This is a genomic window from Streptosporangium amethystogenes subsp. fukuiense, assembly GCF_042665875.1.
Classification (GTDB): Bacteria; Actinomycetota; Actinomycetes; order Streptosporangiales; family Streptosporangiaceae; genus Streptosporangium; species Streptosporangium fukuiense.
In genome coordinates this window covers 689,265-712,813 of sequence record NZ_JBHTEE010000001.1, presented here as the reverse complement: position 1 = coordinate 712,813, position 23,549 = coordinate 689,265, and the positions used below count along the sequence as shown (strand labels likewise).

At 70.5% G+C, this 23,549-nt stretch carries 22 protein-coding genes; 7 read left to right on the top strand and 15 right to left on the bottom strand.

Going from position 1 to position 23,549, the window contains the following annotated elements; translation table 11 throughout:
• Positions 1 to 57: 57 nt before the first annotated feature.
• Complete coding sequence (locus ACFQVD_RS03110; protein ID WP_386270496.1) at positions 58 to 1,653, bottom strand: MDR family MFS transporter; 1,596 nt, start codon at positions 1,651 to 1,653, stop codon at positions 58 to 60.
• A gap of 743 nt (positions 1,654 to 2,396) precedes the next feature.
• Here ACFQVD_RS03110 and ACFQVD_RS03105 point away from each other — a divergent pair.
• Entirely contained in the window at positions 2,397 to 4,133 is a 1,737-nt protein-coding gene (locus ACFQVD_RS03105; RefSeq protein WP_343963406.1) for a thiamine pyrophosphate-binding protein, read from the top strand.
• Complete coding sequence (locus tag ACFQVD_RS03100) at positions 4,130 to 5,095, top strand: hypothetical protein (protein WP_343963404.1); 966 nt, start codon at positions 4,130 to 4,132, stop codon at positions 5,093 to 5,095. The genes ACFQVD_RS03105 and ACFQVD_RS03100 overlap by 4 nt, the downstream gene beginning before the upstream one ends.
• 181 nt (positions 5,096 to 5,276) lie before the next feature.
• Here ACFQVD_RS03100 and ACFQVD_RS03095 read toward each other — a convergent pair whose 3' ends face one another.
• The 3 genes from ACFQVD_RS03095 to ACFQVD_RS03085 form a co-directional block, all read right to left on the bottom strand.
• Positions 5,277 to 6,005, bottom strand: coding sequence for an EthD domain-containing protein (locus ACFQVD_RS03095; RefSeq protein ID WP_343963402.1), 729 nt, complete (start codon positions 6,003 to 6,005; stop codon positions 5,277 to 5,279).
• A 112-nt stretch (positions 6,006 to 6,117) separates the two neighbouring features.
• Complete coding sequence (locus ACFQVD_RS03090) at positions 6,118 to 7,773, bottom strand: AMP-binding protein (RefSeq protein WP_343963400.1); 1,656 nt, start codon at positions 7,771 to 7,773, stop codon at positions 6,118 to 6,120.
• 104 nt (positions 7,774 to 7,877) lie between these two features.
• Complete coding sequence (locus tag ACFQVD_RS03085) at positions 7,878 to 8,594, bottom strand: alpha/beta hydrolase (protein WP_343963398.1); 717 nt, start codon at positions 8,592 to 8,594, stop codon at positions 7,878 to 7,880.
• Between the two features lie 256 nt (positions 8,595 to 8,850).
• Between ACFQVD_RS03085 and ACFQVD_RS03080 the strand changes: the two genes are divergently transcribed.
• Positions 8,851 to 9,261 (top strand): YybH family protein, encoded by a 411-nt coding sequence (locus ACFQVD_RS03080; protein WP_343963395.1) that lies wholly within the window; start codon positions 8,851 to 8,853, stop codon positions 9,259 to 9,261.
• Between the two features lie 123 nt (positions 9,262 to 9,384).
• Positions 9,385 to 10,107, top strand: a complete 723-nt coding sequence (locus ACFQVD_RS03075; protein WP_343963392.1) for a TetR/AcrR family transcriptional regulator — start codon at positions 9,385 to 9,387, stop codon at positions 10,105 to 10,107.
• Positions 10,108 to 10,195: 88 nt separating this feature from the next.
• Here the strand turns inward: ACFQVD_RS03075 and ACFQVD_RS03070 are convergent, their stop codons facing one another.
• The 10 genes from ACFQVD_RS03070 to ACFQVD_RS03025 form a co-directional block, all read right to left on the bottom strand.
• Complete coding sequence (locus ACFQVD_RS03070) at positions 10,196 to 11,035, bottom strand: sulfurtransferase (protein WP_343963389.1); 840 nt, start codon at positions 11,033 to 11,035, stop codon at positions 10,196 to 10,198.
• A gap of 86 nt (positions 11,036 to 11,121) precedes the next feature.
• Complete coding sequence (locus ACFQVD_RS03065; RefSeq protein WP_343963387.1) at positions 11,122 to 11,622, bottom strand: RrF2 family transcriptional regulator; 501 nt, start codon at positions 11,620 to 11,622, stop codon at positions 11,122 to 11,124.
• A 50-nt stretch (positions 11,623 to 11,672) separates the two neighbouring features.
• Positions 11,673 to 12,050 (bottom strand): rhodanese-like domain-containing protein, encoded by a 378-nt coding sequence (locus ACFQVD_RS03060; protein WP_343963385.1) that lies wholly within the window; start codon positions 12,048 to 12,050, stop codon positions 11,673 to 11,675.
• A 10-nt stretch (positions 12,051 to 12,060) separates the two neighbouring features.
• On the bottom strand, positions 12,061 to 13,404 hold the full coding sequence (locus tag ACFQVD_RS03055; RefSeq protein WP_343963383.1) for an LLM class flavin-dependent oxidoreductase: 1,344 nt from the start codon (positions 13,402 to 13,404) through the stop codon (positions 12,061 to 12,063).
• Positions 13,401 to 14,597, bottom strand: coding sequence for an acyl-CoA dehydrogenase family protein (locus ACFQVD_RS03050; RefSeq protein ID WP_343963381.1), 1,197 nt, complete (start codon positions 14,595 to 14,597; stop codon positions 13,401 to 13,403). Before ACFQVD_RS03050 ends, ACFQVD_RS03055 begins: the two co-directional genes overlap by 4 nt.
• Positions 14,591 to 16,345, bottom strand: coding sequence for an ABC transporter ATP-binding protein (locus tag ACFQVD_RS03045; protein ID WP_343963379.1), 1,755 nt, complete (start codon positions 16,343 to 16,345; stop codon positions 14,591 to 14,593). The genes ACFQVD_RS03050 and ACFQVD_RS03045 overlap by 7 nt, the downstream gene beginning before the upstream one ends.
• Entirely contained in the window at positions 16,342 to 17,358 is a 1,017-nt protein-coding gene (locus tag ACFQVD_RS03040; RefSeq protein ID WP_343963375.1) for an ABC transporter permease, read from the bottom strand. The genes ACFQVD_RS03045 and ACFQVD_RS03040 overlap by 4 nt, the downstream gene beginning before the upstream one ends.
• 11 nt (positions 17,359 to 17,369) lie before the next feature.
• Positions 17,370 to 18,317 carry an ABC transporter permease gene (locus ACFQVD_RS03035; RefSeq protein WP_343963373.1) on the bottom strand — a complete coding sequence of 316 codons (948 nt, stop codon included), beginning with the start codon at positions 18,315 to 18,317 and terminating at the stop codon, positions 17,370 to 17,372.
• Positions 18,318 to 18,319: 2 nt separating this feature from the next.
• On the bottom strand, positions 18,320 to 19,978 hold the full coding sequence (locus tag ACFQVD_RS03030; protein WP_343963370.1) for an ABC transporter substrate-binding protein: 1,659 nt from the start codon (positions 19,976 to 19,978) through the stop codon (positions 18,320 to 18,322).
• A 59-nt stretch (positions 19,979 to 20,037) separates the two neighbouring features.
• Positions 20,038 to 20,604 carry an NAD(P)H-dependent oxidoreductase gene (locus tag ACFQVD_RS03025; protein ID WP_343963368.1) on the bottom strand — a complete coding sequence of 189 codons (567 nt, stop codon included), beginning with the start codon at positions 20,602 to 20,604 and terminating at the stop codon, positions 20,038 to 20,040.
• Between the two features lie 545 nt (positions 20,605 to 21,149).
• On the opposite strand from ACFQVD_RS03025, the gene ACFQVD_RS03020 reads away from it, so the two are divergent.
• On the top strand, positions 21,150 to 21,569 hold the full coding sequence (locus tag ACFQVD_RS03020; RefSeq protein WP_386270495.1) for a DNA-directed RNA polymerase subunit alpha C-terminal domain-containing protein: 420 nt from the start codon (positions 21,150 to 21,152) through the stop codon (positions 21,567 to 21,569).
• Positions 21,570 to 21,842: 273 nt separating this feature from the next.
• Here the strand turns inward: ACFQVD_RS03020 and ACFQVD_RS03015 are convergent, their stop codons facing one another.
• The gene (locus ACFQVD_RS03015) at positions 21,843 to 22,370 is read right to left on the bottom strand and encodes an ATP-binding protein (protein WP_343963365.1); all 528 of its coding nucleotides are present in this window, start codon (positions 22,368 to 22,370) and stop codon (positions 21,843 to 21,845) included.
• 123 nt (positions 22,371 to 22,493) lie between these two features.
• Here ACFQVD_RS03015 and ACFQVD_RS03010 point away from each other — a divergent pair, with 123 nt between their 5' ends.
• Together ACFQVD_RS03010 and ACFQVD_RS03005 are read left to right on the top strand one after the other, a co-directional pair.
• Positions 22,494 to 23,324, top strand: coding sequence for a helix-turn-helix domain-containing protein (locus tag ACFQVD_RS03010; RefSeq protein WP_343963363.1), 831 nt, complete (start codon positions 22,494 to 22,496; stop codon positions 23,322 to 23,324).
• Complete coding sequence (locus tag ACFQVD_RS03005; protein ID WP_343963360.1) at positions 23,315 to 23,524, top strand: DUF397 domain-containing protein; 210 nt, start codon at positions 23,315 to 23,317, stop codon at positions 23,522 to 23,524. The genes ACFQVD_RS03010 and ACFQVD_RS03005 overlap by 10 nt, the downstream gene beginning before the upstream one ends.
• Positions 23,525 to 23,549: the final 25 nt, after the last annotated feature.

The following is a 23,549-nucleotide window of genomic DNA, read 5'->3' as shown; positions in this document are numbered from 1 at the left end:
CGGCCGGCAACGCGGCCGCCGCCCGGGTACGGACTCCGGATGGGCCGTCGCGGAGGACTACCCCTCGGCGGCCGTATCGGACGATCCGGTGAGCGGGCGTTCCCTGAGCAGCAGCGCCAGCACCAGACCCGCCCCGAACACCACCGCCAGCCACAGGAACATCGGCACCAGCCCGTCGGCGTACGCCCCGGCGACGAGCGCGCGGGTGGCGGGAGGCAGCGCGGCGGCGGCCTCGGGTGTCAGGCGGTACGGGTCGCCGGCGCCGGCGAGCGCGGGGCCCAGCCCGGCGGCCACCCGGTTGGCGAACACCGAGCCGATCACCGCCGCCCCGACCGTCACGCCGATCTCCCGTACGAAGACGACCGTCGAGGTGGCGGTGCCGACCGAGGACTGGGGCACCGCGATCTGCACCGCGGTGATCGAGACCTGCATGAAACAGCCGACCCCGAGGCCGAGCAGCACCAGGTAGGCGGCCAGCAGCCACGAGGGCGTCTGCGTGGTCATCGACCCGAGCAGCAACATCGCGGCGGCCGCGAGGGCGGTGCCGGCGATCGGGTAGATCTTGTAGCGCCCGAACCTGCTGATCAGGAGACCGGTGCCGATGTTCGTCGCGAGCAGGCCGAGCGTCAGCGGCACCAGGAACAGGCCCGCCGCGGTTGCGCTCATCGAGTAGACCATGCGGACGTACGACGGCACGTAGCTGACCACGCTGAACAGCCCGGCGCCGACCACGAGGCTCAGTCCACCGGCGACCAGGACCGTACGGTCGGCGAGGATGCCGAGCGGGATGAGCGGGTCGGCGGCGCGGCGCTCGGCGAGCACGAACAGGAACGTTCCCAGCACCGCGAACGCGCCCAGGCCCAGGATCGTCGGGGACGCCCAGCCGTGGAGCGTGCCACCCCAGGTGCCGATCAGGACGAGCGCGGTCGTCGTGACGGCCATCAGAACGGTGCCCGTCACGTCGAGGGGGGCCGAAAGGCGCCGTTTGGGAAGGTGCAGCGAGGTGGCGGCGAGGGCGAACGCCACGATGCCGAGCGGCAGGTTGAGCCAGAAGATCCAGCGCCATCCGGCACCGTCGGTGAGCGTCCCGCCGATGAGCGGGCTGACCACCGTGGCGACGCCGAAGACCGAGCCCAGCGGTCCGAGGAATCTGCCCCGGTCGCGCGGCGGGACCAGGTCGGCGACCACGGCCTGCGACAGGATCATCAGTCCCGCGGCGCCGAGCCCCTGCAGGGCGCGGGCCAGGACGAGTTGGACGATGTCCTGGGCCACGCCGCACAGCACCGACGCGACCAGGAAGACGACGATCGACCCGAGCAGCAGCGACTTGCGCCCCAGGGCGTCGCCGAGCTTCCCGAAGACCGGCATCGCGACCGCCGCGGCGAGCGCGTAGGCCGCCACGACCCACGACATGTGTTCCAGGCCGCCGAGCTCGCCGACGATGGTGGGCAGGGCCGTGGCGACGATCGTCTGGTCCAGCGCGGACAGGAAGGTGACCAGCAGCAGGGCGACGAAGACCCTTCCGAGCCGGGGGGCGGGCGCCTCCGGCCGGGCGTCTGAGGAAGCGGAGGCGGGGGTCTCGGACAGGGATGAGGAAGAAGGAAGAGCCCTGGTCTGCGCAAGGGCGTTGGGCGTGACAGGGGGGTGATCCACGAGAGGCTTCTCCGCGGGTCTCCGCTCGCGCTGTGCGGCGGTGACGGCGGCAGGAGGCGCGGCACGGGGCATGATCGTCCCGGGCCGACGGGCTGCGATGTCAACAACGCGCCCCGTCGTCCTGACAAGTGTCCCATGCCCCCTTCCGCATCATCCGCCCCGGGTACGCCTTCCGCCGCCGCGCCGTGGACGGGCATGGTTCCGTGCCGGAGCCGGGACCACGCCGGAACCGTCCCGCGTCGCGGCCCCGATTCGGCGGCCCGTACGGGGAGACCTCACGCGCCGGACGGACACCGGGGAAGGCCTTTCCCCGAAGGCGGTGGCCGCCGCGGCGGGAAAGGGCCTCACGCGTCAGGTCACCGGTCTCGGCCGTCTCCGTGATTCACGTCTCCGGATTTTACAAAACAGCGCCATTCACCCGATAAACACTTTGTTTGTTAACTCTATGTTCTCCGGGAATTTCGAGCATGCCGGGCGTTCGTCACCTCGACGGCGGGCGCCCCTCCACGCCGCCATTCCCGCACCGTGCATTTGACCTGGAAAAACGGACTCCCGCCCGCCGGCGACAGCACCCCTCTCCACCGTGCGGATGATCGGTGGCGGCCCTCCCCTCCCCCGCACGGGTGATCCGGCGTCCGCCTGGAGAGTGATGCCCGGTGGGCGAACGGATGATGAATATGTCGTTAGATATCGCGTTGTCCCGTTAGATATCCCAATGCTCCATTTCCCGGGGGGGAACAGTTATGCTGAACACCAGAACAGATTCGGTAAGCGAGCTGACCGTGGCCGAATTTCTCCTCGAGCAGCTCGACGTCCTGGGGGTGGACTCGGTTTTCGGCATTCCCGGCGGAAACATATCCGCGTTCATTCAGGCACTGCGAGAACATCCGAAGATCAAATTCATCATCGCCTCTCACGAGGGAGGAGCCGCCTTCATGGCGGACGGATACGCGCGGTCGACGGGAAAGCTGGGCGTGTGCCTGGTCACCGCGGGCCCCGGCGCCCTCAACGCGCTGACCGGGGTCGCCTCCGCCCACCGTGACCAGGTTCCGCTGCTGGTGGTGGGCGGTCAGGTCCGGACGGATCTCTTCGGCCTCAGGGCGCTTCAGGACAGCAGCGATCTCGGCACCAACATGACCGCGATGTACTCCCACGTCTCCGGGTTCTCCACCGGCCTGAGCGACCCGGGCTCCTTTCCCCGAATCCTCTCCCAGGCGATCAACGTCGCGACCGGTCCCCGCCCCTGCGCCGCGTACCTGTCGGTTCCCGCGGACATCGCCCGGATGCCGGTCGGGGACGAGAAGCCCACCGTGGTGGCCCGGCGGCCCGGCATGGAACTCGACCCCGCCGAGGCGCGGCGCGTCCTCGGAGCGCTCTCGCAGGCACGACGTCCCCTGATCTTCCTGGGGAACGGAGCGCGGCAGGCGCTGCGCTCGGATCAGTCGGCGCTCCGGGAAATCGTCCACACACTGGGGGTTCCCGTCGTGACCAGCATGCGTGCCAAGGGCGTCTTCCCCGAGAGCGACGACCTCTGCCTCGGCGTGCTGGGGACGGCGGGCAGCGAGCGGGCGGCGAGTTACGCCGCGGCGGGGGTCGACGCCCTCCTGGTGATCGGCAGCGGTCTGGGGGAATGGGCGACCAGGAGCTTCGACCGCGATCTCGCGGCCGTCTCGTCGTACTTCCACGTCGACCTGGATCCCACGGTCTTCGGTCAGTTCCTCAGGGGCGGCGAGCATGTTCAGGCCGACGCGGAGGTCTTCCTGCGTGGTCTGCGCCGCGAGCTGCCCGGGCTGGGCGAGGTGAAGCGGGCACCCACGCTCTCGCCCTCCTCCTCGCGGCCGACGCCGGTGCCGCTTCCCCGTGACAGCGGGATGGGCGTGTCGCCGGCGGCGGTGATGCTCGCCCTCAACGACCTGCTCACCGGTCAGGACGACCTGTACATCGACATGGGCAACTGCACGGCGTGGGCCACCCACCATCTGGTGATCGATCCGCCGACCCGCGTCTTCTACCCGTGCGGCCTGTCGTCGATGGGCTGGTCGTGCGGCGCGACCGTCGGCGGGAGGATCGGTGACGGCAACCGTGTCGCGACCGCGCTCGTCGGCGACGGCGCGTTCCTGATGAACGGCAACGAGGTCAGGACCGCCGCCAAGAACCGGGTGGGCGCGATCTTCATCGTCCTCGACGACGGCTACCTGGGGATGGTCAACCACGGAGAGCACGCGCAGAACGGTGGACGTTTCTCCCTGGATGACGACTTCTACGGGCTGGGGGCGGTGGATCTCGCCCAGTTCTCCCGCGCGCTCGGCGCCGACGCCTACGTCGTCGAGAAGGCCGAAGCCCTGCGGGGGACGATGGGCGAGGCCAGGTCGGCGGCGGCCAGGTGGTCGCGACCCCAGGTGGTCGTGGTCAAGATCGACTACCGGGTGAGTCCCCCCTACGGTGAGCGGTTCGCCGCGGTCGCGGGGGACGCCCGATGACCGGGGAGACGCGTTCCGGCATCGGCGTCGCGGGACTGGGATCGGCCCTGCCGCCGACGGTCGCGGAGGCGGTCTCCACCGGGAGCGGGCCCTCGGCCGAGAGCGGGCTGTTCAGCGGGGCCCGCAGCCGCCGGGTCCTGGCGGACGGCGAGGCGATCGAGGATCTCGCGGTGTCGGCGTGCCGCGGGGCCCTGGAGGAGGCCGGTGTCCGCGTGGACGAGATCGACAGCCTGTACGGATACATAACGGTCTCCGAATTCCTGAGCCCGAACGGGCTGTTCCGCGTGCATCGCGACCTGGGACTGGGGAGCCACGCGCTCGTGGTGCCGGTCAACTGCGAGTTCGGCACCTTCGTCATGGCGCTCGCGCTCGCCTGGGAGTCCATGCGGGCCGGGCGTTTCACCCACGCGCTGGTGAGCGTCGGGACGAACTGGAGCCGTCACGTGGACGCCCGAAACCCGCACGCGGGGATGATCGGGGATGGCGCGGGTGCGGCCGTGCTCCGCCGGTCGGAACGGATGGTGATCGTCGACTGGATCCACGAGACGCGCAGCACCGAGTACGGCGCCATGACGATGGCCGTCCGCCGGGACGCCGGCGACACCGGCGACACCGTCCGGCCCGTCTACCGCATCGAGCCCGACGCGGGGGTGGGAGCGTTCCGGTCCACGGGGATGGACGGGCCGCCGGACCTGATCCGGAGGCTGCTCGGACGTCACGGGATCGACCTCGGGGAGGTGACCGTGATCGGCCACCAGGCCTCCGACGTCCTGTTGGAGCACTGGCGGGATCTCCTGCGTCCGGCCCGCTACCACGACACGCTGAGCGACTACGGCAACCTCACCATCGCCTCCGCGGCGGTGACGCTCGCCGCCGCCGCCGACGTCGTCGACACGCCCTACCTGGTCTTGTTCGGGGTGGGGATCGGCTCCTACCAGATCGCGTTGTTGATCAGGAGGTGAGAGACGGGCGGCCTTCCCCGGCCGCCCCGGCGAGCACGTCCGCCACCGCCTTGGGCACTTTCGCCCATGTGGAGATCGTCACACAGGACGCCGGCCCCAGGGCTCCCGCGGCGGCCCCCACCGTCGTCGCAGGAGTCCCAAGGCCGACGTCCCATGCGCGGCCCGGGGGGAAGCCCCGTCGTCAACCCGCCGTGGTCGGCAAAGGCTCGTCCGGCCGCCCGAGTACGAGGACCTCACGGGTGAACGCCATCCGGTACGTGCCGATGAAGACGTGCTCGTCGGGCAGCAGGACGTCCTGGCGGGCCTGGAGCAGCGCCATGTGGTCGGACACCGGATTGTCGACGGCCAGTTCGGCGATGCCGTCGTAGGCGGAGGCCTCATAGGGCGACCAGCCGCGGAAGTCGGCGGCCAGGCCGACGTTGGTCGTGTAGCGGACGAGCGTGTCGCCGAGAACGTCCCGAACGAGAGGCATATGCCGCTCGCGCCAGTGGGCCGCCGTCTGCGCCGGGGTCATGTCGGGCCGGCGCGCCAGCATGAACAGCACCTTGACGCCTCGGTGGGCACGCGCCCTGTCGACGTGGACCTGCTGGTCGGTGGCCATGTGCTGGAAGGTGCCCATGAAGTCTCGCTCGCCGTCGCGCAGCCGGTCGGACGTCTCGCCGACCAGAGCGGCGAGCTCGGCCGGGTCGTCGACGTCGTACCAGCCCTCGGCGACGCCGTCCCAGGCGGGGGCCTCGTCCGGGGCCCAGCCGGAATAGTCGGCGGGCATCCCGACATTGCACGCGTAGCGCAGCAACCGTTCACCATGCGCCTCCACCACCTTCGGGGCGTGCACCCGCGTCCAGTAGTCGACGGCCTCCCCGTGGGTCTGGTCGAGACGCCGGTTCCACAGCGTGAACAGCTTGATCACATCGCACTCCTGTCGGTGTTCGCCGGCGGGGACGGCACGGACGGTCTGGATACTTCCCTGTACCGGGACACGCGGGCGGCGACCGGCTCGACCGGTCGCCGCCGGCACGTGCTCACGACCGGTGCGTCCGCTCCCCCGTGAGCCGTTCGCGCAGCCGGAACTTCTGCACCTTGCCCGACGCCGTGAGCGGCAGCGCCTCGACGACGGACCACTGCTTCGGGACCTTGTGGCGAGCGAGCCGGGCCAGGCAGTACTCGCGCAACCCCGCCACGTCCGGCGTACGACCGGGCGCCGGGCGGACGAAGGCGGCGACCTGCTCACCCCACGTGTCGTCCGGTACCCCGACGACGGCCACGTCGGCCACGTCGGGATGCTGGAAGATGACGTTCTCGATCTCGCGGGGGTAGATGTTCTCGCCGCCTCGGATGATCATTTCCTTGAGGCGTCCCTCTATACGGCAGTAGCCGCGCTCGTCCATGCTGGCCAGGTCGCCGGTGTGCAGCCAGCCGTCGGCGTCGATGGCCGACATGGTGGCCACGGCGTCGTCGAAGTAACCCGTCATGACGTGATACCCGCGGGTGCACAGCTCTCCGACGGTGCCGACGGGGAGGGTCGTGCCGTCGGAGGGATCGACGATGCGCACCTCGGTGTGGGGCAGAGGACGGCCGAGGGTCTCCATCCGGTCCTGCCCGCCGTCCTCGGACGAGGTCGCGGTGATGACCGGCGACGCCTCCGTCTGGGCGAAGAGGACGCTGACGACCGCGGGGGTCCGGGTCTCGATACGCCGGACGAGTTCGGGCGGCACCACGGCTCCCCCGGAGATCACCCGGGTCAGCCCGGACACGTCAGTGCGGGTGAACTCCGGGTGGTCCAGCATCCCGATGAGCATGGTGGGCACGCCGATGAGCGTGTCCGCCCTCTCGGACTCGACGAGATGCAGCATGAGCGCCGGGTCGAAGGCGGACGGGAGCACGAGCGTCCCGCGAACGGCGAGCGCGCCGAGCACGCTCACCACGCAGCCCGCGGTGTGGAACAGCGGCATCGGGCTCACCTGCACCCCGCCGGGAGTGAGCCGGCATCGCTCGGCGTAGAGGCGGGCGTTGTTGACGATCCCGCGATGGTGCAGCACCGCGCCCTTCGGGGTCCCGGTGGTTCCCGAGGTGTACTGCACCTGCGCGGCGCTGCCCGGGGCGACCCGGGGAAGCGGGGTGTCCGGCCGCCCGGCCGACAGGAACCGGTCCCAGTCCGCGAAACTGACGACCTCCCGCAGGCCGGGCAGGTCCGGGCGTACCTTCGCCAGGATCCCGGCGAGATCGGAGCCACGGTAGCCGGGAACCAGGAACACCCCGGCCGCCCGGGACTGCCTGAGGACGTGACGCAGTTCCTCCGCGCGCAGCGCCGGGTTGACGGTGACGATGGTGATGCCGGCGAGCGCGGCGCCGTACTCGAGGAGCACCCACTCGGGCAGGTTGTCGGCCCAGACGGCGACTCGCTCGCCGGGCCCGAAACGGGCGAGCAGGCCGCGGGCGACGGCCTCCGCCTGCTCTAGCAGTTGCGCGAACGTCCACCGGCGGCGTCGTGCCGCGTCGGGTACGCCCTCGACGAGGGCGACGGAGCCGGGGCTGTCCTGCGCCGCGGCGCGAAGCGCGGCGCCGACGGTGAGGTCGGCGAGCGGCGACGTCACCTCGGCGGGCCACCAGGATCGGGTCAGCGGCGGCCTCGGCTCTCCCGCCTCGCCGACCGGGTGCGCGTACGGTGTGGGAGTCATCGCGGAATCTCCATCTGAGTCTGGCGGGCCTGTTCGAAAGGCAGGGGTGGTGGGGATTCGTGGCCGCCATGGCCACGACCGTGGTGGTGCGGGGATCTCTCGCGTCAGGAGGCGAGCGACTCGATCAACCCGGCGACCGTGGCCGGCATGACGCGTACCGCGTCGTGCGGGCCGGCCAGCTCGTAGTAGTCCCAGTCCGGCGACTCGCGCGCCGCGCTCGCGTACGGTTCCACGATCCCCAGAGGGCGGGCGTTGCAGTAGACGAAGGTACGGCGGGCGGCCGGTTCGGCCGGCGCCCGTACCGGTTCCTCCATCGTGCCGATGGGGTGCGAGGTCAGCCTCCGCGCGATCGCGGCGGCGCGCTCGCCGGACCAGCCGGTGGTGTCCTCGACGGGGAACATGGGCGGGATGAGTGAGGGGGTGCCCGCGGCCTCGGCCAACGCCCGGGCGGCCGCGGTGAAGTCCGGGCCCAGCAGGTCGCCCACGGACTGGCCGTCCTGGGGCACGAAGGCGTCCAGGTACACCAGCTCGGCCAGCCGATCGCCCCGCTCGGCCGCGACACCGGTGATGACCATCCCTCCGTAGGAGTGGCCGACCAGTACGACGTCGTCCAGCCCGTGCTCGTCGATGACGCGAACGACATCGGCGACGTGCGTCGACATGTCGGTCCGGGCGGTGGCCTCACCCGCCCGCTCGGCCAGACCGGTCAGCGTCGGCGCGTGGACGTCGGCGCCCGCGTTCCGCAGCCTCGCCGCGACGTCGTCCCAGTGCCAGCCGCCGTGCCAGCCGCCGTGTACCAGCACGCAGGTGCGAAGGGTCATGTGAACCTCCTGAGATGGCCGCGGCCGTGGCTTCGACCAGCGAGGACTGGCCGCCCGGAGGCGCGGCGGGTAAGGTGGGCCCACTATCACTCGAACGGTGCTCGTGTGTCAATATCATTGTTCCAGAAGCACGATCAGCGTTCCCAAACGGCGGCCGGGCGACCCCGGCGCCGCTTCCACGGAGGCACCGGCGGGTGCTCTCGCTTGTTCGATCAGCAAGGAGCGGTGACGCTCCCCATCGCAGAAGAGGAGTCCGATGAACACCCTGGCCACCCCTGACGACCGCGCGTCCCTTCTCGACCACGACCGGCGTTTCTTCGACGCCCTGGTCGCCGGCGACGCGGCCCGCCTGAGCGAACTGCTGGCGGACGACTTCATCCTGGTCAGCGTCAATGACGGCGCGGCGGTACCCGGCTCCGTCCTGCTGGACGCGGTGTCGTCGGGAGCCGTCCGGTTCCCGGCCGTCCAGTCCTTTCCCGACGAGGCCGTCGTGCGCCGGATCGGCGATGTCGGCATCGTCGTCGGGCGGACCGGGATGAACTTCACCAACCCCGACGGCAGCACGTTCACCGGCGGCAGCAGGTACACCCATGTCTTCGTCGCCGGCTCCGGCGCCGGATGGCGCCTCGTCTCCGCCCAGGGGACGGAGATCAGGACCGGGGCCTGACCTCGCCCCGTCTCCGTGCTCTCCTGGCCACCCGGGTACGGAGACGGACCCGGGTCGCCCCCCGGCAGAGGCCGCCACGACATGATCGCCGAGAACCGGATCGAGTGACAGTACACTGCTCGTGTGTCACGAGCAGAGTTCGAACCAGAGCGGCGCCGGTCGGATTCGGCCCGCGCCAAAGGCCGGCTGACGTTCACCCGCATGGACGTGATCAGGGCCGGAACCCGGCTTCTCGACACGGAGGGTGTCGAGAAACTGTCCATGCGCAAGCTCGCCAACACACTGGGCACCGGCTCGTCGACGCTCTACTGGCATGTCAGGGACAAGGACGAACTGCTGCTGCTCATCCTCGACGAGACCCTCCGTGAGGTCACCGTTCCCGCCGCCGGCACCTGGGACGTACGGTTGCTCGAGACCCTCGTCCGTTGCCACGAGGCACTGCTGCCGCGCCCCGCGCTCGTCGACGTGCTCTGGCGCGCGGCCTGGGAACTCGGGCCCGAGACCTTGAGGGTGGCGGACGCCCTCGTCGGGCTCGTCGCGGAGAGCGGCCTGCCGGATGACGAGGTGGGCGACTCCTACATGGCGCTCATCACCTTGCTGTTCGGGTTCGTGGCGGGCGAGCGCACCTCGCCGGGAAATCCCCGCTACAGCGAGGCTCGGGCGGAGGGTGAGACCGCGGGTTCCGTGCCGCCGTACCCCAACCTGATGCGATACGCACCGGGTGCGGGTGTGCAGACGATGGCGCGCCAGTTCCGCTACGCCGTCGAGCGATTCATCACCGGAATCAAGCTCCGCGTGGCCGAGGCCGAGCACGAGCGGGCGGCCGGCGCCCCTCGGAGCTCGTGACGAGACCGGGCACCCGATCGGGTCGGCGGGCCGCGATGGCGACAACGCGGCCCGTCGTCCCGGCGAGTGCCCCCGTGCCGGGTCCCCGTCAGCCGGTGGCCACGGGCCGCTCGGGGTCGTTGGACCACTGCGACCACGACCCGGCGTACAGGGCCGCGCGGATCCCGATCCGCTCCAGTGCGAAGACGGTGTGCGCGGCGGTCACCCCCGAACCGCAGTAGACGCCGACCTCGCTGCCCTCCTTCACCCCGAGGGCGCCGAAGCGGCCGGCGAGCGCCTCCTTGTCGAGGAAGGTCGCATCCGGCGTCAGGTTCTCCCCGGTGGGGGCGTTGACCGCGCCGGGGATGTGCCCGGCGCGCGGGTCCACCGGCTCGGTGTGGCCGAGGTAGCGCTCGGCGGCCCGCGCGTCGAGCAGCACGCCGGTGCCGGCGAGCTCGGCCGCGGCGTCGGCGTCGAGGACGGGCAGGGCACCGGAGGCCAGCGTCACGTTCCCCGGTTCGGGCCGGACCTCGCCGGTCTCCACCGGATGGCCCGCCTCCGTCCAGCCCCGCAGGCCGCCGTCGAGCAGCCGCACCGAGGACACCCCCGCCCAGCGCAGCAGCCACCACGCGCGCGCCGCGGCCAGGCCGCCACCGGCGTCGTACGCGACGACCTCGTCGCCGTCGTCCAGCCCCCAGCGGCGGGCGGCGCGCTGGAGCGCGTCCGGGTCCGGCAGCGGGTGGCGTCCGGCCTCGGCGGAGGGCGGGGCGGCCAGCTCGCCGTCGAGGTCGACGAAGACGGCTCCCGGCAGGTGCCCTTCGAGGTAGGCGCGGTGGCCGTGCGGGTCACCGAGCTGCCATCGAACGTCGAGAAGCCGGACCCGCGCCCCAGACCTGAGCCGTTCGGCCAGCTCGTCCGCACCGATCAGTCCGGTCGGGCTCTCACTCATCAAATACCCCCAGCGTGGAGACCCCGCCCTTCAGGGCGGGGAGGATGTCGACGTTCCGTCCTTCTGACATTCGAATACGGCGTGGATCAGACCTTGCGGCCTGTTTCCTGAATCTGGCCGGGACTTTGGAACCAGTGGGTCACCCAGGCATCCGGGTCACCGGCGAGTTCGCGAATACGGCCGGGCAGTGTTCCCCCGGCGATGTCGGCGAGTGTCACCGATTCGAGGATGGACCTGAGGGTGGCACGCATGGCGATCCACACGATTTGCAGCCCTTCCGAGGGCGGGCCGTACTCGATGTCCTGAGGACATTCTCCGCGAATGACGGTGAGCGGCCCATTGAGGGCACGGATGACGTCGGCGATGACGACCTGGTCTGCGGGGAGGCGGAGCCGGTGCCCGCCTCCGGTGCCGCGCTGGCTGGTGATGAACCCGGTGCGCCGGAGCTCCGCCATGATCGCTTCGAGGAACTTGTGCGGGATCTCCTGCCCTTGCGCGAGTTCCTCGGAGCTGACCGGGCGGTCCGCGTGCGCCGCGAGCTGCGTGAGGGCGCGCAGGGCGTAGTCGGTCTTGGCCGAGATTCGCACCTGGGCCTCAGCGAGCCCGGTCGCACGCGGACGGCTGTGCCTGCGGGTGTTCAGGCATCCGTGACCGCGCCGTCATGGGGGTGTGTCGCAAAGCCCTGTTCCTTCCATGCGCTGAACCCGCCAAGAATATGGGTGACGTTGGTGTACCCCAACTCCGCGAGCTTCTGAACGACCGGCCCCGAGCCGCGTTCCGACGAACAGAAGACGACGATCTCCCGGTCCGGATCTGCGGCGTCGGCCAGCAGTTCCGGAGATTCCCGGTCGAAACTCCTCAGGACGTCGACCTTCTCCACGGCGACGGCCGTGGGCAGCAGGCCGTGTTCGGCGCGCGCCTCGGGGCGGCGCACGTCGACGAAGAGCGCACCGGCGGCGAGTTTTCCGGTGGCCTGCTCGGGGTCGATGAGCAGGTCCTCGGGCGAGACGGTCATGGTCTTCCTCTCAGTGAAGTGGCGACGGGGTGTCGAGGGACAGGTCGAAGTGGGAACGCAGGGTGGCGCCCTGGTAGCCGGCGCGCACCAGGCCGCGTTCCCGCAGGATCGGCACGACGTGCTCGACGAAGGACTCGATGCCGCCGGGGGCGATCGGCATCATCAGGTTGAAGCCGTCGGCCGCCTCGTTCTCGAACCAGTACTGGAGCTGGTCGGCCACCTGCTCCCCGCTGCCGATGAGCGCCCACATGCCCAGCGGGGCGAGGCCGCCGAGGCGACCGGCGAGGCGGCCGAGGGTGAGACCCTCGTCGACGGCCATGGTGCGCAGCTCGACGAAGCCGGTGACCGAGCCGTTGAAGTCCTCCGGAGCGGGGAGCAGGTGCACGGGGACGGCGTCGTCCGGGGAGTATCCGGACAGGTCGATGCCGAGCATCACGCCGAGGGCGGTGAGGGCGTTGGGGTTGGTCACCAACCGGGACTCGATCTCCCGCACCAGCCGCCTGGCCTCGGCCTCGGTGGCCGCGACGTAGGGCACCACGCCTGGCAGGACCCTGATCGAGTGCGGGTCCCTGCCCAGCTCGACGGCCCGCGTCTTGATGGAGCGGTAGACACCTCGCGTCTCGTCGATCGACATGGAGCGGGCGTAGACGGCGTCGGCGTGCGCGGCGGCCAGCTCGATCCCGGCGGGCGAGGCCCCGGCCTGCACGATCGGGGGGCGTCCCTGCGGCGAGGGCGGCACGGTCAGCGGCCCGGCCACGGAGAAGTGCTCGCCGACGTGGTCGATCGGGGTGATGCCGCCGGGACGGATCATGGTGCCGGCCTCGCGGTCGGCCAGGACCGCGTCCGGCGCCCAGCTGCCCCACAGCCGCTCCAGCACCTGGACGAACTCCCGGGCGCGGGCGTAGCGGTCGGCGTGCGGGATGTGCCGCTCCCTGCCATGGTTGCGGGCGACGTGGTCACCCGCGGAGGTGACGAGGTTGACCCCCGCCCTTCCCTTGCTGATCAGATCGAGGGAGGCGATCTGGCGGGCGACGGTGTACGGGTCGCTGTAGCTGGTGGAGACGGTGGGGATCAGACCGATGTGGGTGGTGCGGGTGGCGATGGCCGACAGCAGGGTCAGCGGTTCGAAGGGGGTGTTGGCCAGGGCGTCGTTCAGGTCGCCGCGCAGCGCCGGGGTGTCGGCGATGAAAATCGAGTCGAACCCGCCGCGCTCGGCGGTCCGGCAGAGCCGCACGTAGTACTCGACGTCCAGGGCCTGGTCGGTCCGGCTGTCGGGGTGGCGCCAGGCGGAGGTGTGGTGGCCGACGCCGCTGAGGTTGAAGTTCAGCGACATCGTACGGCGGGACGGGGTCACGTCCAGGTGCCTTTCTCGTTCAGTCCGAGGGCGGCGCGGCCGACGGCGTCGATCACGACGTCCTCGTTGGGCGGGTTGAACAGGGCGACGCGCAGGTCACGGAAGTGGCGTCCCAGCGGTGAGGCGTTCCAGACGGAGGCTCCGCCGACCAGGCGGCAGGCGTGGTCGACGGCGTCCGAGGCGTGCCGGTGGACCAGGAGCTTGGTGGCGGTGGCCTGGACGACGTCGGCGGGTTCCGGGACACCCTCGCACCGGCGTGCGGCGTCCTCCAGCAGCAGACGCGCCTGGAGCAGGGCCAGCTCGACGCGCGCGGCGTGTTCCTGGGTGCGGGGCTGCTCGGCGCGGCTGCCCGGACGGCCGTCGCCTCGGGGACCGGTGGCGAACACGAGTGCCGCCTCGCGAGCCGCCTCGGCGATGCCCAGGTGGATCGAGGCCAGCAGCAGCGCCCACCAGGCGCCGAAGGTACGGGTGATCTCCGGGGCCACCTCGGGGTCGTACGCCTCCGCGACGGCGTCCGCGGAGACGGTGACGCCGTCGAGGATGACGTCGTGCGAGGCCGAGCCGCGCATGCCGAAGGTGTCCCAGGTCGGCTCGATCCGCACCCCGTCCGCGTCGGCCGGGACGACGAAGGTGCGCGCCACGGGCTCGGCGGCGGTGTCGTCGCCGTCGTCGTCCACAGTGGCCGACACCAGCAGGTGATCCAGGGCGATGCTGCCGGTGACGTAGCGCTTGTGGCCGCTCAGCAGCCACGACCCGTCGTCCCCGCGAGTGGCGCGGGTCTGGACGGCGCCGCCCCTGCTGGGGGCGCCGCTCAGCCGCTCGCTGCTGGCGAAGTTGACCAGGCCGTCGGTGACGGCGAGGGTACGGCCCAGCTCGGCGGCTCCCCGGCCGGGGACCTGCGGCGAGAGCAGGCGCGTGCCGTGGATGTAGTGCATGGCGAGGACCAGCGCGGCCGAGGCGTCGGCGGCGGCGAGGGTCCGGATCACCCGGCTGGCCTGGGGCAGGGTGGCGCCCCCGCCTCCGTACGCGGCCGGGATGACGAAGGAGGGCAGGCCCGCCGCCCTGAGGTCGGCGAAGGTCTCCGCGTGCGGCCGGTCCTCCCTCGCGACCCGGGCGGAGATCGCCGGAACCAGTTCCTGCAGCGCGGCGAGGACCTGCCGTTCGGTACGCGCGCCGGTCAGCGGGCTCACCATCGGGGGCTCGCGTCCGTGCCGTGGTCCAGCTGTCCGGGTACCGCCATGAGAAGTTCCTTCGTGTAGGAGTGGTGCGGGTTGTCGAAGACGCGCTCGGCCGGACCGCTCTCGACCACGGATCCGGAGCACAGGATCGTGACCTCGTGCGAGATCTGGCGGACGACCGCCAGATCGTGGGAGATGAACAGGTAGCTCAGCCCCAGCCGCGCCTGCAGCTCGACGAGCAGCCGCAGGATCTGGTCCTGTACGGAGACGTCCAGTGCCGAGACGGGCTCGTCGAGGACCATCAGCTCGGGGCGGAGCGCCAGCGCCCTGGCGATGGCCACCCTTTGCCGCTGGCCGCCGGACAGCTCGGTGGCGTGCCGGTCGAGAACCGACGAGGGCAGGGCGACCTGGTCGACGAGCTCGGCGACCCGGCGGCGCCGGGCGGCGCGGTCCCCCTCGCCGAACGCGTCCAACGGCTCGTCGACGAGCGCCGCGACCGAGAGCCTCGGGTCCAGGGAGGCGAACGGGTTCTGGTAGACGGGCTGGAAGCGCCGCCGCAGCGGACGCAGCTTCCCGCGGGTGGCCGTGGTGATGTCCACCCCGTCGAACAGGACCCGCCCCCGGGTGGGGGTCTCCAGCCGCAGCGCCATCCGCGCGGTGGTGGACTTGCCGGAGCCCGACTCGCCCACCAGGCCGACCGTGCGGCCCCGGCCGACGACAAGGTCCACGTCGCTGACAGCGACGGTCACCGAGGCGGCGCGCTTGAACTCCTTGGTGACACCCCGAAGCTCCAGCAGCGGCGCCGTCTCCGTATCGGTCTCCGAACGCGTCTCCGGGTTCGGCCCCGCCTCGGCGCGCGGTCGCGATTCCAGACGCGGCTCCGAGGCCGTCTCCGTCTCGGAGCGTGCGCCGGGGACCGCCTGACCCGGCGACGAGGTGGCGATCAGCGTCGGCCCGGTCAGGGTGGGGACCGCGCCCAGCAGGCGGCGGGTGTAGGCGTGCCGAGGGCCGCCGAGAATCCGCTCGGTCGGCCCCTCCTCCACGACCTGGCCTTCCCGCATGACCACGATCCGGTCCGCCCGGTCGGCGGCCACCCCCAGATCGTGCGTGATCAGCAGCACGGCGGTGCCGTTCGCCGAGGTCAGGCGCTGGATGTGGTCCAGGATGCGGCGCTGGACGGTGACGTCGAGCGCGCTGGTCGGCTCGTCGGCGATGACCAGCCGGGGCGCGCAGGCCAGCGCGATACCGATCAGCACCCGCTGGCGCATGCCGCCCGACAGCTCGTGCGGGTAGCGGCGGGCGTAGTCGGCGGGGTCCGGCAGCCCGGCCTCCGCCAGGACCGCCTCGACCGGTCCCCGGACGTTCCTGCGGGTGGCCCGGCCGTGCAGCAGCAGCACGTCGGCCACCTGGTGCCCGATGCGCCGTACCGGGTTGAGCGCGACCGCCGGATCCTGGGGGATGAACCCGATCTCGGCGCCGCGCAGGTGGCGCATCGCGCGGTCCGGCCATCCGGTGATGTCCTGCCCGCCGAAGTGGACCCGTCCCGCGCTGATCCGCCCGGTGGCGGGTAGCAGCCCGTTGACGGCGTGCGCGGTGGAGGACTTGCCCGAGCCGGACTCGCCCACCAGCGCCACCACCTCCCCCCGGTCCACCCGCAGGCTGACGCCGCGTACCGCGTCCGTCTCGTGCCGGTCACCACCGCGCCGGGCCGGCCCGTACCCGACCCGCAGGTCGGTCAGGCGCAGCAGGGGCTGTGTACTCAACGGTCGTCTCCCCTGCCGGTGTCCAGGGCGCGGGCGACCCGGTTGGTCGCCAGCATGGTCAACACGATCACCGCGCCGGGCAGGGTGGTCAGCCACCAGGCGCTCACCAGGTAGTTGCGCCCCTCGGAGACCAGCGACCCCCACTCGGGAGCGGGCGGCGGCGCGCCGAAGCCGAGGAAGCTCAGCGAGGAGACCGCCAGGATGGCCGTGCCGAACTCCAGGGCGGCCATCACCAGCACCGAGCCCACCGCGTGCGGCAGCACATGGCGGATGAGGGATCTCCATCGGCCGACGCCCAGTGCCTCGGCCGCCTCGACGAACACCTGGGTGCGGGCGCGCAGCACGTCGGCCCGCATCACCCGGGCGAAACCGGCCACCGCGGCCACACCGACCGCGACCGCCACGTTCAGCGTGCCGAAACCCAGCACGGTGACCACGGCCAGCGAGAGCAGCAGTCCCGGAATCGACAGCAGTACATCGACGCAGCGCATGACGGCGTCGTCGAACCGGCCGCCCAGGTACCCCGAGAGCAGGCCCAGGGACGACCCGGCGAGGAATCCGACCAGCACCGCCAGGGCGGTCGCGGTCAGCGAGAGCGAGGCCCCGTGCACGACCCGGGAGAACAGGTCGCGCCCGAGGTGGTCGGTGCCGAACCAGTAGGTGCCGTTCGGGGGCAGCAGCTTGTCCTTCGGCGAGCCGACCAGCGGGTCGAAGGGGGCGAAGGCCCCGGGTGTGAGCGCCCAGGCCAGCACCAGCACCAGGAACAGCACGGAGAGTGTCAGTCCGGGGCGCCGTATGATCGCGCGTGCCCCGCCGGTGCCACGGCGCGGCCGGCCGGGGCGGGAGGCGGTGTCGGGCCTGAGATCGGAGCCGGAACCAGGCTCGGAGCCGAGCTCGGAGACAGGAGCGAATCCGAGGCCGGAGTCGGGGCCGGGCGGGAGGCCTGGCGCCCCGGGATCGGATGGCTCGTGCGGCGCGAGGCCGCCGGGGAGGGTCGTGGCGGGATCGGACACGCTCAGCTCCTTCACGTGGCCGCCCGCGACGGCCGGATGCGCGGATCGAGCAGCGGGTAGACGGCGTCGACCACCAGGTTCACCACCACGAAGACGAGAGCCGACAGCACGACCAGGCCCTGGATCATCGGGATGTCCTGCGCGGAGACGGCCTGCTCGACCAGGCGGCCCACCCCCAGCCGGGAGAAGACCGTCTCGACCACGATCGCCCCGGCCAGCATGTTGCCGACCGTCATGCCGACCAGGGTGAGGCTCGGCAGGCTCGCGTGACGCAGCACGTCGACGAAGAGGATGCGCAGCCTGGAGGCGCCCTTGGCGGTGGCCGTGACCACGAACGCCTCGTCCCAGGTCTGGCGGAGGCTCTTGATCAGGACCTGGGCGATGATCGCCGCGGTGGGCAGGGCCAGCGTCACCGCGGGCAGCACCACCGAGGCGAAGCCCCGGTTCCCGATCGCGGGAAACCAGCCGAGCCGGAACGAGAAGACCTGCAGCAGGATCAACCCCGCCCAGAACGAGGGGATCGACACCAGCAGCGGGGGCAGCGACAGCAGCAACCGCCGCAGCCGTCCCCCACGCAGGTAGCCGGTGAGCAGGGCCAGTCCCCCGCCGAGCAGCACGGCGATGGCGAAGGCCAGCGCGGCCAGGCCCAGGGTCTCCGGCAGCGCCTGGCCGATCAGCTCGGTGACCGGCAGCCGCTGGGGAATGGAGGTTCCGAAGTCGCCCTGGACGAACCGCCACAGCGCGATGCCGTACTGGACGTAGAACGGCTCGTCGACGTGGTATTCGGCGCGCAGCGCGGCCACCGCACCGGGATCGAGCTCGCCCATGGATCCGGTGGAGGCGAGCATGATCTCCACCGGATCACTGGGCAGCAGGTAGAGGATCACGAAGCCGGCGGTGAAGGCCGCCCAGAGCACGAAGGCGCCCTGGGCCGCGCGGCGCAGCAGGTAGCGGGCCATGGTCAGCCGGCCAGCCAGGTGTCGTGGAAGAAGTGCGCGGCATAGGTGTCGAGGACGTAGCCCTTGACCCGCGGGGAGACCGCGACGACCTTGGTCTGCTCGCGCAGCGGAATCCAGTGGCCGTGGTCGATGACGTACTTCTGCAGGTCGTCCGCGGCCTTCGTGCGGGCCTCGGGGGTGGCCGCCTCGTTCAGCGCGTCGGCGACGGCCTCCAGCTCGGGCTGCTCGGCGTTGAGCAGCGCGGAGTTGCTCTTCTTGAACAGCCCGGCGAGGAAGTCGATGTCCTTGCTCGCGCCCGAGCCGGTGAGGAAGTCGTAGTCGGCCTTGGAGATGTCCTTGAGCATCGCGGCGTTGTCGGCGGGAGTGTTGGCCTTGATCTCGACCTTCACCCCGATCCTGGCGAGCTGCTGCTGGGCGAGCTCCAGTTCCTGCTGGGTGGCGCCGAAGAAGTTGCCGATGATGTAGGTGATCTTCGGCTCCAGCCGTACGCCGTCCTTCTCCCGGACCCCGTCGGCACCCGGCTTCCAGCCCGCCTCGTCAAGGATCTTCTTGGCGCCCTCGGGGTCGTACGCGAGGTCCGCGCCGAAGTCCTTCCACCCGGCGGTGCCGGAGGAGACGATGCTGGTCGGGGCCTTGTAGATCTCCGGGTAGAGGGTCTCGGTGATCTCCTTGCGGTCGGTGCCCTTGAGGATGGCCCGCCTGACCGCGTCGTCGGAGCCCAGCGGGCTGTACGGGTTGGGGCGCATGCCCGGGACCAGGTTGGGCACCACCCGCGAGACGATCGTCTGCCCGGCCGAGCGCAGCTGCGGCAGATCGGTGATCGGGATGTCGTCGCTGATGTCGAACTGGCCGCTGACCAGGCCGCCGACCCGCACTCCCGATTCGGGCACCGCCTCGAAGACGATGCCCTCCAGGTACGACGGCCCCTGGTGCGCCACCACGCCCTCGGCACCCCAGGTGTAGTCCGCGCGGCGCTTGAGGGTGATGGACTTGTCCTTGACGATCTGGTCGAAGACGAAGGGTCCGGTGCCGACCAGCTTGCCCGCGCAGCGCTCCTCGGTGGTCGTGGCCAGTGTGGACGCCGACAGGATCGCCAGGTAGGGGTCGCTGGCGTTGCGCAGGAAGCCCAGCTCCGGCAGCTTGAAGTTCAGCCTGACGGTCAGCGGGTCGACCACCTCCGCGCCGGAGAAGCTGTTGAGCGCGTTCAGCGTCAGGGTGTCGGTCTTGCCCTCGCCGACCAGCGCGGCGAGCGTGCTGAAGTTGTCGGCGACCACCTTGGCGTCCAGAGGGGTGCCGTCGCTGAAGGTCACGCCCTCGCGCAGGTGGAAGGTGAAGACGGTGTAGTCGTCGTTCACCTCCCACTTGGTGGCCAGCCGCGGGATGATCTCGCCTGTCTTCGGGTCCTGGTCGGTGAGGGTGTCCAGGATCTGGTGGGTGACCGTGCTGTTGCGGCCGCCGGTGAGCGAGACGTCCAGGCACGGCTGAAAACTGGAGACCGCGATGGTCAGCTTGCCGCCCTGCACCGGCGCGCCGCTGTCGGCGCCGCTCGCGCCCGCGGTGGCCGCACCGCCCGAGGAGCATCCGGCGGCCAGCAACGCGAGTGCGGCCCCTGCGGCTGCCGCCCGAACGGGGGAAGTCGAGAACAACGAATATCCGAACATGAGAAACCCTTGTCAAAAGGACGACCTGGAAAGGTCGTTGTAGGAGAGAAAGGCCGAGGTCAGAACAGTGACCGGTCGGAGGACCGGACGGAGGTCCGGTCGGGGATCAGGGCGTGGGCGAACTGGCGGCAGACCGCCGCTACACGGGATTCGCTCGCGCCGGTCAGGCTGACCCCGCAGGAGTGCCGGACGATGTCGGTGTCGAGCACGAACGCCCCCTGCCCCACCTGCGGACAGCCCAGCGCGCTCAGCACCGGCCGCAACGTGTAGTCGACGGCCAGCAGGTGCGCCCGGCTGCCGCCGTTGGCCAGCGGCAGCGCGGCCTTGCCCGCCAGCGCGCCTGGAGGCAGCACGTCCAGGAAGGTCTTGAGCAGCCCCGAGTAGGACGCCTGGAAGATCGGGGTGGTCACCACGACCCCGTCCGCCTGCTCGATCAACTCGATCGCGGAACGGATCTGCGGATCGGCGGAGTCCCCGGCGATCAGCGCCGCGGGCGGCAGGTCCGCCGGGCTGATCAGCACCGTGGTGTGGCCCTCCAACTCCAGCCGTTCGGCGACGTTCTCGGCGAGGGCCGCGGTGGCGGAACCCGGGGCCGGGCCGCCGATCACTGCTACCACAAGGGCCATGCGAAAGATCTCCTACGGCGTGCTCGCCAGACGGGTGGAGAAAGAGACGAGGTGCCCCCGCGACGTCGCCGTCGAGGCGAGGCAGGACGGGCCCACGTGGGCCGTCATTGACGCTCGGTGATGTGCGGCCTCAGCGACAGATGGCGCCGTCGGTCCGTACGAAGTCGACGAACAGGCAGCGCACCAGCATGATTTCCGGCACGCGACGCCTGTTGTACGTGGTCAGTGCCGCGAACATAAAAACCATAGTTCCATACTGGTTTAGTAGGTTTCAAGTCACGGCCCGCCCCGGATCCACGGACAACCGTGACGGAACGTGTCCACGACGACCTCGCCCCACCGCCGAACGACCCGCACGGGCGCCCTCCAGGGAGCGACCACCCGTCCCGTCGAAGCCGGACTCACCCGGGTCGCCGACCTACCGCGGCGCGCACAGGGCCTGCCCCCACCCTGACGGGCGCCCCGCGGAACGACGCGGGTTGACACCTCGGCAGGCGGCGGAAAGACCCCCGCCGGGGAGAGTGTGATCTTAAGGAAGGTCCACGATGTCACTACGCCAGTCATGGACGACGGACCATGACCCACTGTGCCTGGGGTACTCGTCGGGTGACGACCTGGCTCTGCCCATCGAGGAACTCAACCTCACGGTCCGTGCGTACAATCGCCTCAAGCGCGTGGGCCTCCACACCTACGGTGAACTGGTCGCCCTCGGCGAACGGGATCTGCTGGCCATCGAGGGCTTCGATTCCGAGCTGGCCGAAGAGGTCAAGCAGAGGCTTGCCGATGTCTGCCTGTCCCCGCGAGCCGCCCCGCCCGACGGCGTCCGGAAGCACTCCGCCTTCATCCGGCACAGCTCCTGGGCGTCCGTCCGCGCGGTGGCCTTCCACCCCGGCGGCCACCTGCTGGCCACCGCGGGCCACGACAGCGCGACACGACTCTGGGACATCTCAGCGCCACATCCGTGACCCGTCAGAGCGGAGAGTCGAAACGCACCGGGCCCTGCCTGGCGGATCTCGCCGTGGCGAGGATCGGCCAGGTGGTGCCTCGCGAGACGGAGGAGGGAACCGCGACAGGGGCGGGGCCTGGAGAGGACCTCACAGCTACGCCTCACCCGGCGTGGAGGCGGCGGCCCCGCCGATTCAGGTTCGGGGCTGCTCTTCCCAGGGAAGACGTACACACCACGCCTGTCGAGGACCGGGTTTTGAGCGCATGCCGCGCTTGAAGAAAATCACCGAATGCTACGCCTCCGGCTGGACGGCGGGAATGGCATACGTATCCATGGGAATTTCATCGGAGCCTGAGGGATTCGCCGGGATCGCACACCATACCGTCCGGCCACCGGCCCCGAAGTCGCGAATGCCCCAGTTTCCCGATGAAAGCTGGTTGACAATGAAAAGCCCTCGCCCGTCTTCCGCATTCGTGGATTGATTCTCCCGTATGTGTGGTTTGCTGGACTCGGAACCGGGGTCGGTGACCTCTATCCGCACGAAGTCGTCGACCACCTTCAGGACGACCATGACCAGGTCCCCCACCGGTCCGGACTCCGAGTGTTCGACGGCGTTCGTGGTGATCTCGGAGACGGCCAGCCGCACCTGCTCGTAAGCCGGATGATCGGCACCCAGGAGATCGAGAACCAATTCCCGTGCGCGCGAAACCGATTCGACTTCTCTGCGCAGGAAGATCTCCGCTGACTTTCCGATCGGCTGCATCACGATGCCCTTTCCGCCAACCCACAGATCCGCCTTTCGGACTTTCTCGCCATACATCCCGGAGACTGCCCGATGCCATTCCGAGATTCCCAAAAAAAGGCTACGCTCGGTAGTAACCCCGGACTCACGGTCACTACACAGATATATGTGGAGGGCCGTGTGTTGATGAAAGGAAGGGAAATGTCCATCTCCCCGAGCATTAGCCCCACAGTCTCCCCAAAGGAATATTTCGCCGCAGAGCTCCGCAAATACCGCAAGCAAGCGGGGCTCAGCCAGAAGGAGCTGGCGGACCTCATCGGCTGGTCGACCAGCCTGGTCAGCATGGTCGAGCTCGGACATCGAAAGGCGCCCCGGGAGATGGCCCAGAAGATCGACGAGGTCCTGGAGCTCGGCTCCGCCCTCACGGATCTGTGGGACCTGCTCAACCACGTGGGCAGCCACCTGCCCGACTGGTTCCGTCCCTGGATCGAGATCGAGCGGGAGGCCGAGACCTTGAGGGCCTGGCAACCTCTCGTCGTTCCGGGCCTGCTTCAGACCCGTGACTACGCCGAGGCCATGCTGCGCGGCGAGCCACGCATCACCCCCGAGCAACTGGAGGAGTACGTGTCGGCCCGGATGGACCGCCAGACCATCCTCAGCCGGCCGACCCCTCCCATGCTGTGGGCGGTCATCGACGAGAGCGTCCTGTTCCGTCCCGTCGGCGAGGACCACGTGATGGCGGCGCAGCTCAAGCACCTCGCCGAGGCGGGCGAACGTCCTGACATCGCGATCCAAGTCCTCCCGACCCAGGCCCGCACGACGACCGGCGTCAGCGGAGGTTTTGTCATCGCGCAGGCGCACCGGGGAATGCTCAACGCGGCCTATGTCGAGTCGGCCGGTGCGGGTCAGGTAACCGATCGACCCGACGAGGTCGCCGTCCTAGCATTGAGGTACGAGACGATCCGCGTCGAAGCACTGTCCCAGCGCGAATCCCTGAAACTCATCAAGGAGACGATCAAGCGATGGACCTGAACCGGGAACTGGCAGCGGCGACGTGGACCAAGTCCACCCGATCGGCGAGCAACGGCGGCGAATGCGTCGAGGTCGCCAGGCTGTCCGGCGGACGCCACGCCGTCCGCGACAGCAAGAACACCGCCGGCCCCGCTCTCCTCTTCACCGCCCCCGCATGGACCACCTTCATCGACGGCATCAGGAACGGCGACTTCGACTAGGGGTCGATCATGAGCGGGTCCTGCG

What these genes read in the sequence shown, in the direction of transcription:
- ACFQVD_RS03105 (WP_343963406.1), top strand. Translation starts at nt 2,397, where the DNA reads ATGCTGAACACCAGAACAGATTCGGTAAGCGAGCTGACCGTGGCCGAA.
- ACFQVD_RS03100 (WP_343963404.1), top strand. Translation starts at nt 4,130, where the DNA reads ATGACCGGGGAGACGCGTTCCGGCATCGGCGTCGCGGGACTGGGATCG.
- ACFQVD_RS03090 (WP_343963400.1), bottom strand. Translation starts at nt 7,773, where the DNA reads ATGACTCCCACACCGTACGCGCACCCGGTCGGCGAGGCGGGAGAGCCG.
- ACFQVD_RS03085 (WP_343963398.1), bottom strand. Translation starts at nt 8,594, where the DNA reads ATGACCCTTCGCACCTGCGTGCTGGTACACGGCGGCTGGCACGGCGGC.
- ACFQVD_RS03080 (WP_343963395.1), top strand. Translation starts at nt 8,851, where the DNA reads ATGAACACCCTGGCCACCCCTGACGACCGCGCGTCCCTTCTCGACCAC.
- ACFQVD_RS03070 (WP_343963389.1), bottom strand. Translation starts at nt 11,035, where the DNA reads ATGAGTGAGAGCCCGACCGGACTGATCGGTGCGGACGAGCTGGCCGAA.
- ACFQVD_RS03060 (WP_343963385.1), bottom strand. Translation starts at nt 12,050, where the DNA reads ATGACCGTCTCGCCCGAGGACCTGCTCATCGACCCCGAGCAGGCCACC.
- ACFQVD_RS03050 (WP_343963381.1), bottom strand. Translation starts at nt 14,597, where the DNA reads ATGGTGAGCCCGCTGACCGGCGCGCGTACCGAACGGCAGGTCCTCGCC.
- ACFQVD_RS03035 (WP_343963373.1), bottom strand. Translation starts at nt 18,317, where the DNA reads ATGGCCCGCTACCTGCTGCGCCGCGCGGCCCAGGGCGCCTTCGTGCTC.
- ACFQVD_RS03030 (WP_343963370.1), bottom strand. Translation starts at nt 19,978, where the DNA reads ATGTTCGGATATTCGTTGTTCTCGACTTCCCCCGTTCGGGCGGCAGCC.
- ACFQVD_RS03025 (WP_343963368.1), bottom strand. Translation starts at nt 20,604, where the DNA reads ATGGCCCTTGTGGTAGCAGTGATCGGCGGCCCGGCCCCGGGTTCCGCC.
- ACFQVD_RS03020 (WP_386270495.1), top strand. Translation starts at nt 21,150, where the DNA reads ATGTCACTACGCCAGTCATGGACGACGGACCATGACCCACTGTGCCTG.
- ACFQVD_RS03015 (WP_343963365.1), bottom strand. Translation starts at nt 22,370, where the DNA reads ATGTATGGCGAGAAAGTCCGAAAGGCGGATCTGTGGGTTGGCGGAAAG.
- ACFQVD_RS03010 (WP_343963363.1), top strand. Translation starts at nt 22,494, where the DNA reads ATGTCCATCTCCCCGAGCATTAGCCCCACAGTCTCCCCAAAGGAATAT.
- ACFQVD_RS03005 (WP_343963360.1), top strand. Translation starts at nt 23,315, where the DNA reads ATGGACCTGAACCGGGAACTGGCAGCGGCGACGTGGACCAAGTCCACC.